The 15,103-nt window shown below is 69.8% G+C and carries 17 protein-coding genes; 10 read left to right on the forward strand and 7 right to left on the reverse strand.

Annotation, left to right across the window (positions count from 1 at the left end; genetic code table 11):
- Positions 1 to 54: 54 nt before the first annotated feature.
- The 4 genes from N1027_RS07285 to N1027_RS07300 form a co-directional block, all read right to left on the reverse strand.
- Entirely contained in the window at positions 55 to 699 is a 645-nt protein-coding gene (locus N1027_RS07285) for an alpha/beta hydrolase (protein WP_259506554.1), read from the reverse strand.
- A 43-nt stretch (positions 700 to 742) separates the two neighbouring features.
- Positions 743 to 988, reverse strand: a complete 246-nt coding sequence (locus N1027_RS07290; RefSeq protein ID WP_259506556.1) for a hypothetical protein — start codon at positions 986 to 988, stop codon at positions 743 to 745.
- A 172-nt stretch (positions 989 to 1,160) separates the two neighbouring features.
- Positions 1,161 to 2,006 carry a FadR/GntR family transcriptional regulator gene (locus N1027_RS07295; protein WP_259506557.1) on the reverse strand — a complete coding sequence of 282 codons (846 nt, stop codon included), beginning with the start codon at positions 2,004 to 2,006 and terminating at the stop codon, positions 1,161 to 1,163.
- Positions 2,007 to 2,141: 135 nt separating this feature from the next.
- Positions 2,142 to 2,828, reverse strand: a complete 687-nt coding sequence (locus tag N1027_RS07300; RefSeq protein ID WP_259506559.1) for a histidine phosphatase family protein — start codon at positions 2,826 to 2,828, stop codon at positions 2,142 to 2,144.
- 147 nt (positions 2,829 to 2,975) lie between these two features.
- On the opposite strand from N1027_RS07300, the gene N1027_RS07305 reads away from it, so the two are divergent.
- The 5 genes from N1027_RS07305 to N1027_RS07325 all read left to right on the forward strand — a co-directional run bounded on the left by N1027_RS07305 (position 2,976) and on the right by N1027_RS07325 (position 7,378).
- The gene (locus tag N1027_RS07305; protein WP_259506562.1) at positions 2,976 to 4,379 is read left to right on the forward strand and encodes an amidohydrolase family protein; all 1,404 of its coding nucleotides are present in this window, start codon (positions 2,976 to 2,978) and stop codon (positions 4,377 to 4,379) included.
- A gap of 115 nt (positions 4,380 to 4,494) precedes the next feature.
- On the forward strand, positions 4,495 to 4,941 hold the full coding sequence (locus N1027_RS07310; protein WP_259506563.1) for a GNAT family N-acetyltransferase: 447 nt from the start codon (positions 4,495 to 4,497) through the stop codon (positions 4,939 to 4,941).
- Between the two features lie 33 nt (positions 4,942 to 4,974).
- A complete protein-coding gene (locus tag N1027_RS07315) occupies positions 4,975 to 5,997 on the forward strand; it encodes a nitronate monooxygenase (protein ID WP_259506565.1) in 1,023 nt (340 codons plus the stop codon).
- A complete protein-coding gene (locus N1027_RS07320) occupies positions 5,994 to 6,845 on the forward strand; it encodes a PPK2 family polyphosphate kinase (RefSeq protein WP_259506574.1) in 852 nt (283 codons plus the stop codon). The genes N1027_RS07315 and N1027_RS07320 overlap by 4 nt, the downstream gene beginning before the upstream one ends.
- 68 nt (positions 6,846 to 6,913) lie before the next feature.
- Complete coding sequence (locus tag N1027_RS07325; protein WP_259506576.1) at positions 6,914 to 7,378, forward strand: GNAT family N-acetyltransferase; 465 nt, start codon at positions 6,914 to 6,916, stop codon at positions 7,376 to 7,378.
- A 182-nt stretch (positions 7,379 to 7,560) separates the two neighbouring features.
- Here N1027_RS07325 and N1027_RS07330 read toward each other — a convergent pair whose 3' ends face one another.
- On the reverse strand, positions 7,561 to 8,853 hold the full coding sequence (locus N1027_RS07330) for a glycosyltransferase (protein WP_259506579.1): 1,293 nt from the start codon (positions 8,851 to 8,853) through the stop codon (positions 7,561 to 7,563).
- Between the two features lie 82 nt (positions 8,854 to 8,935).
- On the opposite strand from N1027_RS07330, the gene N1027_RS07335 reads away from it, so the two are divergent.
- Complete coding sequence (locus tag N1027_RS07335; RefSeq protein WP_259506580.1) at positions 8,936 to 9,613, forward strand: TetR/AcrR family transcriptional regulator; 678 nt, start codon at positions 8,936 to 8,938, stop codon at positions 9,611 to 9,613.
- A 96-nt stretch (positions 9,614 to 9,709) separates the two neighbouring features.
- Complete coding sequence (locus N1027_RS07340) at positions 9,710 to 10,534, forward strand: SDR family oxidoreductase (RefSeq protein ID WP_259506581.1); 825 nt, start codon at positions 9,710 to 9,712, stop codon at positions 10,532 to 10,534.
- Positions 10,535 to 10,604: 70 nt separating this feature from the next.
- Here the strand turns inward: N1027_RS07340 and N1027_RS07345 are convergent, their stop codons facing one another.
- On the reverse strand, positions 10,605 to 11,549 hold the full coding sequence (locus N1027_RS07345) for an NAD(P)/FAD-dependent oxidoreductase (RefSeq protein WP_259506583.1): 945 nt from the start codon (positions 11,547 to 11,549) through the stop codon (positions 10,605 to 10,607).
- Between the two features lie 64 nt (positions 11,550 to 11,613).
- Here N1027_RS07345 and N1027_RS07350 point away from each other — a divergent pair, with 64 nt between their 5' ends.
- Positions 11,614 to 12,225 carry a helix-turn-helix domain-containing protein gene (locus N1027_RS07350; RefSeq protein WP_259506585.1) on the forward strand — a complete coding sequence of 204 codons (612 nt, stop codon included), beginning with the start codon at positions 11,614 to 11,616 and terminating at the stop codon, positions 12,223 to 12,225.
- Between the two features lie 195 nt (positions 12,226 to 12,420).
- Here the strand turns inward: N1027_RS07350 and N1027_RS07355 are convergent, their stop codons facing one another.
- Positions 12,421 to 13,203 (reverse strand): alpha/beta fold hydrolase, encoded by a 783-nt coding sequence (locus N1027_RS07355; RefSeq protein WP_259506588.1) that lies wholly within the window; start codon positions 13,201 to 13,203, stop codon positions 12,421 to 12,423.
- Between the two features lie 103 nt (positions 13,204 to 13,306).
- Here N1027_RS07355 and N1027_RS07360 point away from each other — a divergent pair, with 103 nt between their 5' ends.
- Positions 13,307 to 13,942 (forward strand): hypothetical protein, encoded by a 636-nt coding sequence (locus tag N1027_RS07360; protein ID WP_259506589.1) that lies wholly within the window; start codon positions 13,307 to 13,309, stop codon positions 13,940 to 13,942.
- A 137-nt stretch (positions 13,943 to 14,079) separates the two neighbouring features.
- Entirely contained in the window at positions 14,080 to 15,102 is a 1,023-nt protein-coding gene (locus N1027_RS07365) for a LacI family DNA-binding transcriptional regulator (protein WP_259506593.1), read from the forward strand.
- Position 15,103: the final 1 nt, after the last annotated feature.

Below are 15,103 nucleotides of genomic sequence, written 5' to 3' on the forward strand. Positions count from 1 at the left end.
ATCCGGAGCCAGGAGCCGCGACTCACAGAATTTCGAGTCGCCGAAACGGACGATTCAGGCGGGCTGACGCGCAGCGAGCCAGGTGGCGCAGAGGGTGGTCCAGGCCGCTGCCGGATGCCCGTCGGCGAGGCCCAGGCCGTGCGGCCCGGTCTCGAAAACATGCACTTCGTGCGACACGCCGGCGGTCGCGAGTGCTTCTGCGAGCGGATAGGTGTGCTGCTCCACGGGCACCGACTCGTCTTCGGCGGTCGACCAGAGGAACACCGGCGGCGACCCCGGGTTCACGAGCAGCTCGAGCGACGTCGCGCGGCGCAGTTCGTCAGACGCGTCGTCGCCCAGCAATTCGGCGCGCGAGCCCGCGTGGGTCGGCTGCACCATCGACACGACGGGGTAGCAGAGCACGGCGAAGTCGGGGCGCTCGTCGTTGGAGGCATCCGGCGTGAAGGCCGCGTGCCCGGCGAGGTGGCCGCCCGCCGAGAACCCGAGCACCCCGACCGCCGATGCTCCGGCCGCGCGCTCGGCGGCGATGGCCTCCTGCACCACGGTGAGCGGGCCGGGATGCCGCGTCGACACCGGATAACGGATGACCCGAGCCTCCCATCCGAGCCCGCGCAGCCAGTCGGCCACCGGCTCGCCTTCGTGCGGCGCGAGCGTGTGGTAGCCCCCTCCGGGGAGCACGAGGATGACGGGCTTGCTCATGAGGGATACGCTATCCGGTCGCTGCGAGGGCTTCCGAGGGAATTCACTCGTCGGTGACCCGGAGGTCGTCGGGGGCTTTGTCGCCGAAGGGCTGAGACTCGTCGGGGCCGCTCTGCTCGGGGGCGTAGTGCTCCCAGTCGGGTTCGCCCTCGCTGGGCGAGCCGCCCGTGGGCCCGTCGTTGCCGTCGCCGGCGCCCGGCCACACCGTCTCGCCGGCCACGGCGTCGTTGGTGGCCAGCTCGTCGGCCTCGCCGAATGGGCGAGGCCCGTCGTTCCTGTCGTCGCTCACGCTCTCACGCTCCTTCATGGCCGCGGTCGCGGTCTGCTCCCACTCCATCACCATCTCGGCGCGAGCGAAACCACGAAAACAGAATGGCGGGGCGAGTCTCCTCGCCCCGCCATCCTCCGGGGGCTGACCGAGGCCGAGCGCACGCTGCCTTCGGCGAGAACGCCGCCGGCGTCTACTCGCTCGACTGAGGCTTGCCCGACTGAGGCTTGCCCGACTGAGGCTTGCCCGCCTGAGTCTCGCTCGATTGGGGCTTGGCCCGCTGTGACCGCTTGAGCGGAGCGTGGTCGGGAAGCCGCCGACGTTCCCATGAGCCGTGGATGTGGTCGTGCATGGCCTTCTCGGCGCCGGCCTGGTCGTTGCGTGCGATCGCGTCGACGATCGCGGCGTGCTCGTCGAGCGTCAACGCGGTGGCGTCAGGAGGATTGATCCCCTGGTAGCGGGTTGATTCGACGGCCCGCTTGTAGAGGTGCTTCGCGATGTTCTCGGCGAGGCGATTCGTCGAGATCTCCATCAGGGCGTAGTGAAAAACGACGTCGGCCTGGCGGAAGGAATCGGTCTCGGATTCGCTCTCCCGCATTGCGGTGAGCGCGTTCTCCAGCCGTCGCAACCCTTCTGTGGTGTGGGATGCCGCGACCGAACCGGCCATCGCCGATTCGAGGCTGGCTCGCACGATGGTGAGTTGGTCGAGAACGCCGAGACTCTGGTCGTTGTCGATCAGGGCCGAGAGCACCACCGGATCGAGCATGTTCCAGTAGCCGGGCGCAAGCACCTGGGTGCCGCGCCCCTGGGAGACGATGACGAGCCCTTTCTCTTCGAGCCGTTTGACCGACTCGCGCAAGACCGTGCGGCTGACGCCGAACCGCTCGCTCAGTGGCCCCTCGGGTGGAAGCAAGGCTCCCTCTTCCAAGCGACCCGTGACGATGAGTTCGACCAGTTCGGCGACGACAGCGACACCCAGCCGCCCGACGGGAAGCCGCGAGGGAATCACTTGGGACTCGGCCGGAAGATCAGGCACCATACATGTGATCTTACCCAGAGACCGTCCAGCCGGCCGGGAGGTGGCTGTCGGAGTTTCTCCGGCGCGCGTGCCAGCTGCAGCCCGACGGCGTCGGGTACGCGGGTTAGGGTGCACCGCGTTCGTCGCTGGGCGGGGCTACTCCGACCAGGGGGTGCGGTTCCACGCGCGGAGCACCTGGTTGCCGTGCTCGAATCCGAGCACGCTGATCGATGCCGTGTCGAGCACGACGAGCTCGCCGGCGCGGATGGGCAGACCCATCCAGGTGGCGGCGAGCGTGCGCAGATAGTGGCCGTGCGAGAACAGCAAGACGTTGTCGCCGCCGTTCAGCGTGCGGCGCGCCCGCTCGATGATCGCGGTGTTTCGGCGCAGCATGTCGGCGGCCTGCTCGCCGCGGCCCTCCGCATCCGGTTCGACGCCGTCTTCCCACAGGTTCCACGGTTCGCCGAAACGTTCGGCGATCTCGGGGCTCGTGAGCCCTTCGTAAGCTCCGTAGTCCCACTCGGCTAGGTCGGCGTCGACCTCGGCCTGGGCACCGAATCCGGCGATCTCGGCCGTGGCCGTCGCCCGTTGCCGCGGGCTCGTCAGCACCAGCCCGAACGTCTGGCCCGCCAGCACCCGGCCGACCGCCCGCGCCTGCTCTTCGCCGTTCGCGGTGAGCGGGATGTCGGTGCGACCCGTGTGCTGACCACTCAGGCTCCACTCAGTCTCGCCGTGCCGCACAAGCACCACACGGGGGGCCGGCACCGCCTTCGGCTGCTCGACCACGATCGCACCGGGTACCTCGAAGGGGATGTCGGAGCGGGGTTCGTCTGAAACAGTCATGAATCCTCATCGGCTGGGAGCGCGGGCCGAACGCCTGCGAGCGGACCTCTCCAGAATATCCGGCCCCAGCCGCGCCCGGTCGCGGGCGGCGAACTCCGGTAACGCGCCCGCAACGTCGCTGCAACGTCGAGCGGAGAGGATGTCGGCATGACCGATGTCGCGCCCACCACCGCCCTCACCGTCGTCGACGCCGTGATCATCCCGATGGCCGATGGGAGCGACTGGTTCCGTGGCTGGATGAGCGTGGGAACCGACGGGCGCATCACGGGGCTCGGCGAAGGCGATCCGCCGAGTGCCGCCGCCGGCCGCGTGCTCGACGCCCGTGGCGCCTTCGTGGCCCCCGGCTTCATCTCGGCGCACAGTCACCTCTTCACCTCGGGCATGCGCGGCATGACCCCGGGCGAGCCGCTCTACGGCTGGGTGGGCGAGCAGAGCACCTTCATCTCGGCCGCCTCCGCCGACGACATCTACTGGTTCACGCTGCACGGATGCCTCGACTTTCTCGGCAACGGCGTCACGAGCGCCTACAACTTCACCGATTCGCGCGTGGTGGGAAAGTACGACGCTGCCACCGATACCCGCGAGATCTTCGCGATCCGGCCCGAGGAGTACCTGTTCAGTCAGATCGACGCTGCGCGCGACGCGGGGCTGCGCACGATGAATTCGATCCGGCTCGACAGCGAGTTCCAGCCGGTCGAGGAGGCGTTCGAGGTGTTCGCTCGGGCCGTCGAGCACGTGCAGCAGAACGTTCCCGCCGGGCTCGACCTGGGCGCCTCGGTGTTCGGCGCCGTGCAGTGGTCGGCGTCGGCCCAGGCCGCGCGCGACGAGGTGCGGGCGATGGATGCGCACGGCATCGGCAACCAGGCGCATTTCCTCGAGACGAGCGAGGCCCTCGACCAGCAGCGCGAGAAGTTCCGGTGGTACGAGGAGGCGGGGGCGCTGCGGCCGGGATTCCTGTTCGGCCACTTCGTGCATCCGGATGTCTTCATGTCACGGGTCGCAGCCGACAAGGGGGCCGGGATGGTGTGGCAGCCGACGTCGAACGGTCGGCTCGGATCGGGGATCGCCGACATCCCGCGCTTCCGCGAACTGGGCATGCCGATCGGCGTGGGGCTCGACGACCAGTCCTGCACGGATGTCTCCGACCCGTTCCAGAATCTGCGGATCGGCATCTACACCCAGCGCGCCGTGAACGAGGATGCCGGCATCCTGATGCCCCGCGACATGCTGCGCATGCACACCCTCGGCTCCGCGGAGGCGCTCGGTGTCGACGACCGGATCGGTTCGCTCGAGGTGGGCAAGTTCGCCGACTTCCTCGTGGTCGACCCCGCCTCGCCCGACACGGGACCGGTGTGGGACGTCTACGCGCATTACGCCTTCGCGATGGGCCTGCGCAACCTGACGCAGGTCTACGTGGGCGGCGAGCTCGTGTCGCAGAACGGGCGCAGCACGCATCCGCTCGCCGCCGACGCCTCCCGCGAACTGCACACCCGCGTGCGCGAGGTCGCGGCTCGCGCCGCTTCCCGCAGCACCTCGCGTCTGGCCTGGTGAACGCGCGGCATCGAGTGGGCACGATTCGTCATGCAGCACGCCCCTGGGCGACCAATCGTGCCCACTCGATGGGGCGCGCAGTACCGTGGCAGCATGGTGGCTGCACTGAGACCCCATGCCCGCGGAGAAGTTCGCCGCGTGGCTCGAGCGCCACAGCGCCGAGTACGTGCGGGAACGGATGGCGGCGGGTGATTCCGCCGAGTACGCGAACGAGCGTGCGACCGAGTCCAACGCCCAGTACTTCCCCGACGGGGCGCCGGCTGAGGGCCAGCTCGTCTTCGAGGTGGTGACAGGCGACGGTGAGTTCGTGGGCGTGCTGTGGATCGGGCCGATGTCGCCTCGGCATCCGCAGGAGTGGTGGGTGTTCGACATCGAGATCGACGAGGCGTATCGCGGCCGGGGCGTCGGCCGCGAGACCATGCTGCTCGCCGAGACGGAGGCCCGTGCGCACGGCGCCGTGAAGCTCGGCCTCAACGTCTTCGGCCACAACACCGTGGCCCAGCGGCTCTATACCTCGCTCGGCTACGAGACGACGGCGATCACCATGGCGAAACCACTCTGAGTCCCGGCCCCGGGCGCGAGTAGGGTGAAAGCGATGTTCGATTTTCGTGCACTCCGCGTTCCGATCGTGCAGGCGCCGATGGCCGGCGGCCCCTCGACACCTGAGCTCGCGGCTGCCGTGAGCAATGCCGGAGCGCTCGGCTTCCTCGCCGCCGGGTACCGCAGCGCCGACGCGCTCGACGAGCAGATCCACCGCACACGACTCATCACGGGTGAGGCCTTCGGCGTGAACCTGTTCGTGCCGCAGCCGTCCGTCGCCACCGCGGAGACGCTCGCCGCCTACGCTGCGGAACTGGCACCGGATGCGGCCGGGCACAGCGTCGAAACCGGTGTACCGCATCCGGATGACGACGCCTGGGCCGAGAAGCTCGACGTGCTGCTCGCCCTCCGACCCGCGGTGGCCTCGTTCACCTTCGGCAGTCCCGACGCCGAGACCATCGGCCGACTCGGCGACGCCGAAGTGCTCGTCACCGTCACGGTCACCTCGCTCGCCGAGGCGCAGATCGCCCTCTCGAACGGGGCACCCGTGCTCGTGCTGCAGGGGCCGCTCGCCGGAGGCCATCGCGGCACCTTCGATCCGGCCGCCGATCCGCCGAGCGACGATCTCGACACCCTTTTCGGCAGCATCCACCACTACACGGATGCGCCGCTCGTCGCCGCCGGCGGCCTCACCACCCCGGCCGCCATCGCTCACGTGCTCGCTCGCGGTGCTGTCGCCGCACAGGCCGGAACCGCGTTCCTCCTCGCCCGCGAGGCCGGCACCACCGCCGTGCAGCGCGCGGCACTCGTCGACGAGCAGTTCACCGACACCGCCGTCACCCGCGCCTTCTCCGGTCGCCCGGCGCGGGGTCTCCTCAACGACTTCATGCGTCGGCACGATCCCGCAGCACCCCTCGGCTACCCGGAGGTCAACCAACTCACCATGCCCCTTCGCGCCGCCGCCACCGCGGCCGGCGACCCGCACGGCACCAACGTGTGGGCGGGGGCGGACTACCGCTCCATCCGGTCCGGCAGCGCAGCCGAGATCGTCCGGCACCTCGCGAAGGAGATCGTGTGACCAAGCACTCCACCCATTCCACCGGCTGGAGCGACCGCTTGCGGGTCAGCGGCCCCGTCGACCTCTCGGCCATCGACACATCGGCGACCCCGGGCGTGCTCGACAAGGATGCCGCTGAAGACGTGTTCGGCGGAACGAGTCGATCACTTAGCAAGCTCCAGGAGAGGCTCTTCGCCGGCAGCCTGTCCGGCAGCGAGCGCTCCGTGCTGCTCGTTCTGCAGGGAATGGACACCGCGGGCAAGGGCGGCGTGGTGAAGAGGGTGGCCGGACCGATGGACCCTCAGGGCATCTCGCACCACGCGTTCAAGAAGCCGACCGAGGAGGAACGGGCGCATCCGTTCCTCTGGCGGGTGGAGAAGGAGCTCCCCGCGCCCGGCCACATCGGCATCTTCGACCGGTCGCACTACGAAGACGTGCTCGTGCCGCGCGTGCACGAGCTCATCACCTCGGAGGAGTTGACCGCGCGCTACGCCGAGATCAACGAGTTCGAACGCCGGCTGGTGTCGAACGGCACGACGGTGCTGAAGGTGATGCTGCATCTCGGCCGCGACGAGCAGAAGAACCGCCTGCTGCGGCGCCTCGACCGCTCCGACAAGCACTGGAAGTTCAACCCGGGCGACGTCGACGACCGCGGTCTGTGGCCGCTGTTCCAGGACGCCTACGAGGTGGCACTCACCGAGACCAGCACCGAGCACGCGCCGTGGCACGTGGTGCCGGCCGACAAGAAGTGGTACTCGGCGCTGGCCGTGCAGCAGATCCTCGACGAGGCGCTGCAGGCGCTCGACCTCGGCTGGCCCGCGGCCGACTACGACGTCGAAGAGCAGCGGAAGCGGTTGCTCGCGACCTGAGTGGTGCTCGGGTCAACTGCGCGTGCGGCGGGTGACGCGGCGTGCGGCGCCGGTGGTAGCGTTCCGGCATGGTTCCCTCGGTGGACGTGCGGGAGGCGACAGCCGGTGACGCCGCCGCCCTGGCCGGGATAGCGGCCGCCGCCTACGCCGTCTACCTTCCTCGCATGCCGGACGGTATGCGCCCGGTGCCGATGGACGCCAACTACGCGGCCGTCGTCGAGCGCGGCGGCGTGTGGGTGACGGAGCGCGACGGAACCATCACCGGGTTCGTGGTGATCGTGGTGTCGACCGACCACGTGCTCCTGGAGAACATCGCCGTTCATCCCGACTTCCAGGGGCAGGGGGTGGGGCGACGGCTGTTGGCGTTGGTCGAGGACATCACCCGCCGCCAGCGACTCACGACCATCCGGCTCTACACCCACGTCGTCATGGTGGAGAATCAGCGGCTGTACGAACGGCTGGGCTACGTCGAGACCGAGCGGCGGCGTGATGACGACCGTGATCGCGTCTTCTACGAGAAGGCGCTCCCCTGAGAAGGCGGTCTCCTGAGAAGGCGCTCTCCTGAGGAGCGGCTCGCGAGGCGCGACCGAGTTCAGAGACCCGGGTGATGACGCTGTTTGCCGTGGACAACTCCAATCGTGGTTCCGACCGGGGCCCCAGGGAGCCGCGGTTCGCAGCACGATTGGAGATGTCCGGCCGACGCGCTCGGACGAGGTCAGCGGGCGGGGGCGGGGGTGAGGCCCACGAGCACCGCGTCGAGGCCCGAGAGGCCGGGGGAGGCCACGATGTCGGAGCCGATGCGCGCACTCGCCTCGCGGTAGCGCGGCTCGGCGAGCACCTCGCGCACGGCGTCGCGGATGCGTGCGGGGGTCGGCTCGTTGGTCTTGAGGTTCACGCCGACGCCCGACCAGGCGACCCGCGCGGTGACCTCCACCTTGTCTTCGGTGGCGCCCGCCACGACGAGCGGAACCCCGTGCTCCATCGCGTAGTGCACACCGCCGTAGCCGCCGTTCGTGAGGAACACATCGGTCAGCGGCAGCAGCCGGTCGTAGGGCAGGTACGACGCGGCGCGCACATTGGCGGGCAACGGATGCGGCAGCGTGTCGAGCGGGCGACCACCGGTGCTCACCACCACGAGCACGTCTTCGCTCGCGAGCGCGGTCAGCGCCGGAGCGATCAGTTCGTCGTAGTTCTTGTTCGCCACCGTGCCCTGGGTGATGTGCACCACAGGCCGGGAGCCGTCGAGGTCGTTCCACCACTCCGGAACCGGGGTGGTCGACGGCGTGGTACGCGACACGGGGCCCACGAAGTGGACCGTGCGAGGGAGGTCGCTCCGCGGGTATTCGAAGGCGGGCACCGTGAACTGCACGATGGCATCGGCCAGAGCGGCCGAGCCGAGGAAGAAGGTGGTGAGTTCGCCCCCGGTGGTCTCGCGGATCATCCGCACCGCCTGCTCCTGCACCGGTCGGAACACCACCTTCTCGGCCATGGTCTTCAGCACGCGGTTGCGCAGGCGACCGCGAAGGCCCGGGATCGGCGTCGCACCGAAACCGAACGGCGCCGTGTCGACGCTGTCGATGCCGAGGGGAACGATGCCGAGGTTGATGACGGGCGGCCGTGTGCCGGGCCGGGTGAGCAGGAAGAGGGCGCCGATGAAGAGCGACTCCACCAGCACGGCGTCGGTGTGCTCGGCGGCGAGGGCGGCGTCGAGTGCGGCCAGTTGGGCGGGGGCGGGGGCGACGAAGATCGTGTTCATGTCGTAGCGGATGCCGGCGGGGCCTTTCAATCCGACCCGGCCGGGGAAAGCGGCATCCATGTCGGTGTCGTCGTAGTCTGCTTCGGCGGGGAGCGGCAGGAAGGTGGCGCCGGTGGCCTCGACGGCGTCGCGGTAGCGGCCGCCCGTGAGGAAGCGGACGCGATGGCCGGCGGCCACGAGGTGGCGGGCGACGGCGAGGAGCGGGGTGACATGGCCGTGGACGGGGGTGCTGCAGAGGAGAAGGGAGGACATCAGTGGGGCCTTCGTGTAGGGGACGAGGGGTTAAGCTTGGCTATACCGATGAAGTATTCACTACCCCGCTAGGAAAGTCAATATGCCTGACAACCGGAGTTCCGCCGTTCGCAGCTACAACTCGACGCTGCGCGCCGAACAGGCGGCGAACACGCGCCAGCGCATCCTCGACGCCGCGGCCGCCTGCTTCGCTCGATCGGGCTACGCCGGCACCTCCCTCGCCGACATCGCCGCTGAGGCCGGGGTCTCGGTGGAGACCGTGAAGCTGAGCGGCCCGAAGCGCGCGCTGCTGCTCGCCGCATTCGAGCAGGCCTTCGCCGGAAGCGAAGGGCCGCAGACCATTGCCGAGCGAGACGTCGGGCGCGGCATCCTGCAACTCGAGGATGATCAGGTGGTCGCCGGTTTCGTGCACTTCGTGGCCGAAGCGAACCGGCGCACCAGCGGACTCTGGGCGGGTTTCCTGAGCGCGGCGTCGTCGGACGCGCTCGTGCGCCAGGAGCTCGACGACCTGCTGCTCCGACGGCGCGCCGACTTCCTCGCCGCGGTTGCGGAATTCGAGCGGCGCGGACTCATTGGCCCGGTGCTCGACGACGGTTCGCGGCGGGAGCTCGCCGACATCCTCTCCTTCGTCGCCTCGCCGGAGAGCCACGAGCAGCTCGTGACGCAATCCGGCTGGAGCATGGAACGGTACGAGGCCTGGCTGCGCGACGCTGTCGCGCGCCTGGTTCTCGACGGCTGGGGCAGCCCCGGCGGGGAGTGAGTGTTACCCCTTTTCGTTGCTCGGGGATGCGCGGCGGGGCTAGCGTCGATCGAAGAGATCGCGTCTCCCCGCGACCCGATCGAGAAGGGAACCCCCATGGCTCAGAAGGTTTGGTTCATCACCGGCGCATCGCGCGGATTCGGTCGCGAGTGGGCGACCGCCGCCCTCGAGCGCGGCGACAGCGTGGCCGCGACCGCACGCGACACGGCGACGCTCGCGGAACTCGTCGACCGCTTCGGCGAGCGCATCCTGCCGCTCCAGCTCGACGTCACCGATCGTGAGGCCGACTTCGCCGCCGTCACCGAGGCGTTCAACTACTTCGGACGCCTCGATGTCGTCGTGAACAACGCCGGCTACGGGCATTTCGGATTCGTCGAGGAACTCAGCGAGGCTGAGGCGCGGGCGCAGTTGGAGACGAACCTGTTCGGAGCGCTCTGGATCACGCAGGCCGCGTTGCCGTTCCTCCGCGAGCAGGGAAGCGGCCACATCATCCAGGTCTCGTCGATCGGCGGCATCTCGGCCTTCCCGCTGGTGGGCATCTACCACGCGTCGAAGTGGGCGCTCGAGGGCCTCTCGCAGGCGCTCGCCCAGGAGGTCGGCGTTTTCGGCGTGAAGGTGACGCTCGTGGAGCCGGGCGGCTTCAGCACCGACTGGAGCGGCTCCTCGTCGTCGACGTCCGAGCCGCTCGAGGACTACGCCGAGTTGCACGCCCAGGTCGGCGCCGCGCGCGCCGCCCAGTTGGGCAGACGCGGCGATCCTGCGGCCTCGGCGGCGGCGATGCTCCGAGTGGTCGACGCCGAGGAGCCGCCGCTGCGCGTGTTCTTCGGAACCGCGCCGCTCGGCATCGCGAAGGCCGACTACGCCTCGCGCATAGCGACATGGGAGAAGTGGCAGGACGTGTCGGAGCTCGCCCAGGGCTGAGGGTTCCCGATAACTACCGGAATCCGAGGACCGGTGCCGTGTAGGGCACTGGTCCCTCGGATTTGCGGAGTTATCGGGACGACTGCGTGGCGAGCGCGCGGCGGGTGTCATCGCCCACGAGGTCGGCGTTGATCTGCGTGGCGACGGATGCGCCCGATGCCGCCGCCATCACCACGAGCGCGTGGGAGACAGCGGAGTTGCCCGCCACCCAGACGCCCGGCACCGACGTGGCGCCGAAGGCGTCCGACGCGACCCATTCGCCCTGCATGGTCTCGGCCCGCGCCGCACCCAGCTGACGTAGCAGCTCGTCGTTGGCCTCGAGGCGCGGGCCCACGAAGACGCGGTCGAGGGGGAGGACCGAGTCGTCTTCGAGAGTGAGGCCGGTCAGCGTGCCGTCGGCGTCTTCGACCACGGCGCTCACCGCGCGCGCGTCGATGCGCACGCCCCGTGCCTCGAGCCCCGCGCGGGTCTCGGGGTCGAGATCCGCGGTGAGTGGGCCCACGAACGTCACGTCGGCCGACCACTGCCGCAGCAGCCCCGCCTGGTGCACGCTCATGGCCGAGGTGGCGAGCACGCCGATCCGCTGGTCGCGCGATTCCCAACCGTCGCAGTAGGGGCAGGCGACGGCGCCGCGGCCCCACTGGCGGGCGAGGCCGGGGATGTCGGGCAGCTCGTCGCGCAGACCGGTGGCGATCACGAGGCGTCGGCCCGTGAGCATCCGGCCGTCGTCGAGCTCGATCGTGAACGCGCCGGCCTCACCCCCGGCTCGCACCGCCCGACCGCTCACGACCTCGCCGCCATAGCCTCGCACCTCGGCGCGCCCGATCTCGAGCAGCTCCAACGGCGACATCCCGTCGCGGCTGAGGAAGCCGTGCATGTGGGGGGCGAAGCGGTTGCGCGGCTCGCCGGCGTCGACCACCACCACCCGACGGCGGGCGCGGGCGAGCACGAGGGCCGCGTTGAGGCCGGCGGCTCCGCCGCCGATGACGATGACATCCCAGGATTCTTGGTTCATGCCTCCACTGTCCCGCGCCGACCCGCACTGGCAAAATGATGTGCCGAAATGGCAAGATGAGCGGATGAGCGAAACGACAGCCGACCCCACGCCCGCCGCGGAGAGTCGCGGCGTCCGGATCGGCGCCCGGCTGAAGGCTGCACGACTCGAACGCGACCTGACCCTCGCCGAGCTCGCTGCCACCACCGGCATCTCGGCGAGCACCATCTCGCGGCTGGAGGGTGGCAAGCGGCAGCCGAACCTCGAGCTGCTCATCCCCCTCTCCGCGGCGCTCGAGGTGACCATCGACGAGCTGGTGTCGGATGCGGTACCCGATCCGCGGGTGCGACCCCGACTCTCGAAACGGTGGGGCGCCGAGGTCGAGATGCTGTCGCGGGAGGGCTCAGCCATGCAGACGGTGCGGATGGTGCTGCACCGGCGCGACGAGGAGCCCGAGCTGCGCAGCCACGAGGGGTTCGAGTGGCTCTACGTGCTCGACGGCCGGTTGCGGCTGCGACTCGGCGAGCACGACATCGTGCTGAAGCCGGGGGAGGCGGCGGAGTTCGCGACGCGGGTACCGCACTGGCTGGGCAGCGCCGATGACCAGCCCGTGGAGCTCATCGGCATCTTCAGTCGCGACGGCGAGCGCATCCACGTGCGGGCGCAGACCGAGCCCGACCGGCGCGCGGGGCGCTGAGCCGGGGCTTTGCCTCGAGCCGCCGAGCGGCGGCAGCCGAAACAACGGAGAAATCCGGGTTGGAACGGAAAGTACGGAGTCTCAGACCGCTGGGGAACTCATGCTCCGTCGTTCGGACGCCCGGGCGACCGGGCACCCGGCCGCCTGTGGCGCGGGCCGCTCGCGGTGGCCGGCGCCACCCGCAGCCCGCGCCTCTCAGCGCAAGAACGCCTCGAGCTCCGCCGCCATCACCTCCGGCGCCCACCCGTGGTTCGCCGCGTCGACCACCGAACTGCGGGCGTCGGGCAGCGTAGCCACGAGCGCCGAGGTCACCGGGGGGAAGATCGGCAGCGTCTCGCTCCCGTACATCACGAGGGTCGGCACCGTCACGTGCGCCCACTGCTCGGCCCACGGGGCGTGCTGCGCACGTTCGAGCACGGCGGCGTCGTACTCCAGCGTGGGCGCGTTCTGCACCATGACCGGCCAGGCCGGACTGCTCTTCGCGCCCGCCAGCCACTCGGGCGGCATGTCGGACATGTAGAACTCCACGGCGCCCTCCCGATCCCCGGATCGTAGCCGGGACTGCAACCCGCGGAACCAGGCGCCACCGTCTCCCGCGCCTTCGAGGTCGAGCGGGATCTCCCAGAGCGCCAGTTTCGACACCCCGATGCGGGCCTCGGCTGCCCAGAGGCAGAGCGCAGAGCCCGAGGAGTTGCCGAAGAGGGCCGCCGATCCGCCCACTACGTCGATCAGCGCGGCGATGTCGTCGATCTCCCGCTCGATCGCGAAGGGCGCCGTGTCGGTGCTCTCGCCGCGCCCGCGCCGGTCGTAGTTGACCGTGGTGAAGCCGCGTTCGGCGAGAAGGTGCGCGAGCTGCGCGGTGCCCGGGTCGAATGCGCGGAAGTTGAACGCCGAGGCCACGAAGATCACCGCCGGACCCTCGCCTTCGCGGTCGTAGGCGATGCGGGTGCCGTCGGATGAGGTGACGAATTCGGACATCGAATCTCCTTCACTTGTGGACACTGTACACATTGCCGTGAGCGCCTCGCGAAGTCAACCGCATGGCCTCGCCGGAGGCGCGGGCCGGAGGTAGCCTCAGAGCATGGCCACCCCGCCCCGCCCCCGGCGCCCGACCCGCGACCTGCGCTTCGCGGGTCGCATCGCCGGCTTCGGCACCACCTCCGGAACCCGCGTCGTGCTCGGACTGTGGGAATCGTCGCCGTTCGGGCGCTTCGCCGACGCGATGATCGAGGATGCGCGGGGTCACCGCATCCTGTTCGCCCCGACCGACGAGGTGGCGGCTTTCATCGCCGCGACCTACGCCTTCGACGAGGTGCGCGTGCTGCCGGTCACCCGGCGGCGGATCGAAGGCGGCCTGGCGCTCGACGCCACTGCTCTCTCGGTGCGCCTGCGGGTCGGACCGGTCTCTCCGCTCGGCCGCGTGCTGCGGTCGGTGCCGCCGCGGCTCGCGACGCATCCGGCCTGGCTGCGGCTGATCGACCCGGTGGCCCGCACGTTCCAGCCCGGGGTGCACACGGCCGGGAGCGCGGGCGGCGGCCGGCGGGAGTTCTACGGTGTGACGGTGGCGCGCACGATCGTGTGGGCCGAGGCTCGCCTCGATGGAACGGACCTCGGGGCGTTCGCGCCGCTCGATCCGCCGGTGCGTTTCGGCTTCGCCTCCGCGCCCCGGCAGCCGCACCTCGTCGACGTGGTGACGACGATCCGCGAGCCCGTGTAGCGACGCATCACCGATCACGTCGGCACGTAGGGTCATCGCATTCGACCCGGATTCCATCTTGCGCCCCGTCCATCGCGCTGTTAGTGTCGAACCGGTTCGAATCGAACCGGTTCGATAACAAGTCGATGGAGACCGCAATGGTGACGATCGGAGACGTGGCCCGCGTCGCGGGTGTGTCCCGGAGCACGGCGTCGTACGCGCTGTCCGGCAAGCGGTCCATCTCCGCCGAAGTGCGCCAGAAGGTCGAACAGGCGGTGCAGAACCTCGGCTACACGCCGAACGCCGGAGCGAAAGCACTCGCCACCTCACAGACGAAGGTTCTCGGTCTGCTGGCCCGCTTCCTCGAAGACGAGTTCGCGCCCGCGATGCTGCAGTACATCCTCGGAGTCACGAATCGGGCCCGGGAGGCGGGCTACGACACGCTGCTCCTGACCGAGGAAGACGGCGCCTCCGCCCTCAAGCGCATCTCGGATTCGCGTATGGTCGACGGTTTCATCCTGCTCAACGTGGCGGAGAACGACGACCGCCTCGGCATCCTGCGCGACGCCGCCCAGCCCGGTTCCCTGGTGGGGCTGCCCGGCGACCCGACGGGCATCGACGTGTTCGATCTCGACTTCGTCACAGCGGGTCGTCTCATGGTCGAGACGCTGCACGCACTCGGCCACCGTGAGCTGATCCTGGTCTCGCAGCCCGAACACGTGCTGGAGCGCGGCGGAGCCTACGTGTGGCGGCTTGCGAACGCCGCTCAGGAGCGGGCCGCAGAACTCGGTGTCGAACTCCACCACCACTTCGGGTCGTCGAGCCAGCCCGAGATCGGCGGCGAACTCGTCGGACTGCTGGATGCGCATCCCTCGGCCACCGGCCTCCTGCTGAACAACGAGGCTGCTGCGGCCGCCCTGCCCAACGTGCTCCAGTCGCGCGGCCTGTCCGCCCCCGCTGACATCTCCGTCATCGGCCGCTACTCCGACGACTTCGCCCGCACGTTCTCGCTCCCGTACTCCGCGATCGACAGCGCCGCCGATGAACTCGGCCGCCTCGCCGTGGAGCACCTGATCTCCCGCATCGAAGGCACCGCCGATGCGGAATCAACCGTCGTCGACCTGGTCGCACCCAGGATCGATGACCGCGGCAGTACCGCGGTACCGCCAACCCGCCACTGAC

Origin of the sequence: Herbiconiux aconitum, assembly GCF_024979235.1 — a bacterium.
GTDB lineage: Bacteria > Actinomycetota > Actinomycetes > Actinomycetales > Microbacteriaceae > Herbiconiux > Herbiconiux aconitum.

Bases quoted from the DNA above. Each gene is read 5' to 3' on its own strand.
- N1027_RS07285 (WP_259506554.1), bottom strand. From the start codon at position 699: ATGAGCAAGCCCGTCATCCTCGTGCTCCCCGGAGGGGGCTACCACACG.
- N1027_RS07295 (WP_259506557.1), bottom strand. From the start codon at position 2,006: ATGGTGCCTGATCTTCCGGCCGAGTCCCAAGTGATTCCCTCGCGGCTT.
- N1027_RS07300 (WP_259506559.1), bottom strand. From the start codon at position 2,828: ATGACTGTTTCAGACGAACCCCGCTCCGACATCCCCTTCGAGGTACCC.
- N1027_RS07305 (WP_259506562.1), top strand. From the start codon at position 2,976: ATGACCGATGTCGCGCCCACCACCGCCCTCACCGTCGTCGACGCCGTG.
- N1027_RS07310 (WP_259506563.1), top strand. From the start codon at position 4,495: ATGCCCGCGGAGAAGTTCGCCGCGTGGCTCGAGCGCCACAGCGCCGAG.
- N1027_RS07315 (WP_259506565.1), top strand. From the start codon at position 4,975: ATGTTCGATTTTCGTGCACTCCGCGTTCCGATCGTGCAGGCGCCGATG.
- N1027_RS07325 (WP_259506576.1), top strand. From the start codon at position 6,914: ATGGTTCCCTCGGTGGACGTGCGGGAGGCGACAGCCGGTGACGCCGCC.
- N1027_RS07330 (WP_259506579.1), bottom strand. From the start codon at position 8,853: ATGTCCTCCCTTCTCCTCTGCAGCACCCCCGTCCACGGCCATGTCACC.
- N1027_RS07335 (WP_259506580.1), top strand. From the start codon at position 8,936: ATGCCTGACAACCGGAGTTCCGCCGTTCGCAGCTACAACTCGACGCTG.
- N1027_RS07340 (WP_259506581.1), top strand. From the start codon at position 9,710: ATGGCTCAGAAGGTTTGGTTCATCACCGGCGCATCGCGCGGATTCGGT.
- N1027_RS07345 (WP_259506583.1), bottom strand. From the start codon at position 11,549: ATGAACCAAGAATCCTGGGATGTCATCGTCATCGGCGGCGGAGCCGCC.
- N1027_RS07350 (WP_259506585.1), top strand. From the start codon at position 11,614: ATGAGCGAAACGACAGCCGACCCCACGCCCGCCGCGGAGAGTCGCGGC.
- N1027_RS07355 (WP_259506588.1), bottom strand. From the start codon at position 13,203: ATGTCCGAATTCGTCACCTCATCCGACGGCACCCGCATCGCCTACGAC.
- N1027_RS07360 (WP_259506589.1), top strand. From the start codon at position 13,307: ATGGCCACCCCGCCCCGCCCCCGGCGCCCGACCCGCGACCTGCGCTTC.
- N1027_RS07365 (WP_259506593.1), top strand. From the start codon at position 14,080: ATGGTGACGATCGGAGACGTGGCCCGCGTCGCGGGTGTGTCCCGGAGC.